Raw genomic sequence first — 1,899 nt, 5'->3', positions numbered from 1 at the left:
GATGTTCCTTTTCTTGTAGCGACTTGTTCCGGAAGTATAGAGATCTGCCCATCTCCGAGATTTATGTAATCTGTAGACAGCGCCACCTTGACCAGGTGGCCCAGTCTGCCGACTGCACCGAGCCGATCGCCAAGTCGGAGCGCTGCGCCCCGCTTCCCATGGTCTCGCCTAGGCGCGTCTACTACCCACGCTACTTTTTTGTAGATAGGGAGAAGGCGGGGCACCTCTTCGCGTTGATAAAAGCCATCTACAGAAGATACGCGGAGCATGAAGACCGCTGTTTTGAAAAAATGCGGAATAGGAGGGGCGAGGTGGACTGGTTCGCGGCGTATATCTGCACGGTGTCTAGACCCCAGGCGCTGGACTGGCGTAGGGTGGGGAGGGCGGGCCCCGCGGCTGATCTGCGTAGGGAGGTTTCAGACGCGCTGGAGGCTCTCGGCGGCGTCCTCTACAGAGCCGCGGAGGGTTTTGTATACAGCGACGCCGTTGTCCTCTTCCAGCCGCACAACATAATGGCTGTGAAAGAGCTGGCCGCCGCCTGGCTTCTGTTCGGCGGCGTCTACACGCCGTGGCCGCCCACCTACGTGGCCGTGGGGGAGAGCGCCTACAGATTTGCAAAAGCCCTCCTAAACCTATACAAGGCGTGGGAAAGCGGGGTGGAGGAGCTTAGGCGTCTAGGCCACGACTTAGACAGCCCAAAGGTTAGGCGCGTGCCTGAGATGTACAGCCACCTAGCAGAAAAGGCAGAGGGCATCTTCGACGACTTCGCCGCAGAGCTCCTAACAGCGCTCCAGCTCTGGGGACACCCCACCGTCGTCACTCTAGAGACAGGCATCGAGGAGTACAAGACACACGACATCTACTGGCGGAACATAAAGAAGTAGCCTTTATCCGCCAACTGAAAACTATCTACGTGCCGAGGACCCCGGGCCGCCTGTGTTGCCAGAGGCTGAGGGAGGCCGCCGTCAGGCTTCTAGAGAGGGGGCTCTCCGTAGAGGAGGTGGCCTCTCTCCTCGGCGTCTCGGAGAGGACCGTGAGGAGGTGGGCCTCGGGGAAGGCCGCGGCCGCCGTAGATAAAGCCGCGGTTGCTGTGGAGAAGTCTAAAGATGTGCAGAGGGCCGTGAGGAGAGCCGTCGAGAAGCTGGAGGCCTCCGCAGACGGCATACAGAAGGCCGGGGGAGGGGGAGCGGTTGACAAGAGTGAAGCCGCCGAGAGGCGAGAAACTCCACCCGTAGACAACGTGTGGGTGGCGATTCTGAGGAGGAGGCAGTTAGGCGCCGCCGGAGGCGCCGCGGACATAAACACCCAGTGTTGTCCACGCCTGAGGCATTTCCCGCCGGGTTTTGCCCACGTCTGAGACATAAACACCGAGTAATGTCCACAGCGTGGACATTCCCCGCCTTTATTGACCGCGGCGTGGACATTTCTCGTCGTGTTTTAACCTCGGCGTTGACATAAAACGGCGGGTTTTGTCCCCGCCGGGGACATTTCTCATCGGATTTTGTCCCCGGCGCGGGCATTACACGCCGTGTAACGACCTCGGCGCGGGCATAAACGCCGCGTTATATCCACTCCCCTACCTGAGGCGTGGACGTAATACGGCGGGGAATGCCCACGCCGGGGCAGGCCCGTGGAGGAAGTTTAGGGGATATGTAAGGTTTTTCTGCCCTCCCGAGCAAGGCGTACATGCCCCCGAAAAACGTCTCCCAAATCAAAGACAAGGAGAGGCCGGCTGGGGAGAAGGCTAAGAAGCTTGCAATAGCCGCGCTGGCGTTGCTTGTGCTGGCAATGCCCATACTCGCCCAGCAGACCACTACCACAACCGCCGCCACCAACGCCACTGGCGGTGGCGGCGGGGGTGGCGGCGTTAGTCAAGGTAGGGACCTCGTGCTTAAAAGC

2 protein-coding genes and 1 pseudogene are annotated in these 1,899 nt (G+C 60.2%); all 3 read left to right on the top strand.

Going from position 1 to position 1,899, the window contains the following annotated elements:
• The coding region (locus ACP5J3_RS13990; protein WP_428496242.1) for a hypothetical protein at positions 1 to 884 on the top strand (884 nt) is incomplete at its 5' end.
• 29 nt (positions 885 to 913) lie between these two features.
• On the top strand, positions 914 to 1,357 hold the full coding sequence (locus tag ACP5J3_RS13985) for a helix-turn-helix domain-containing protein (protein ID WP_428496241.1): 444 nt from the start codon (positions 914 to 916) through the stop codon (positions 1,355 to 1,357).
• Positions 1,358 to 1,686: 329 nt separating this feature from the next.
• A pseudogene (locus ACP5J3_RS13980) lies at positions 1,687 to 1,899 on the top strand (hypothetical protein); the annotation flags it as partial.

The sequence above is a fragment of the Pyrobaculum sp. genome (assembly GCF_049971835.1).
Classification (GTDB): Archaea; Thermoproteota; Thermoprotei; order Thermoproteales; family Thermoproteaceae; genus Pyrobaculum.
The sequence above is the reverse complement of the archived record's forward strand: the minus strand, read 5'-3'. Positions and strand labels throughout refer to the sequence as shown.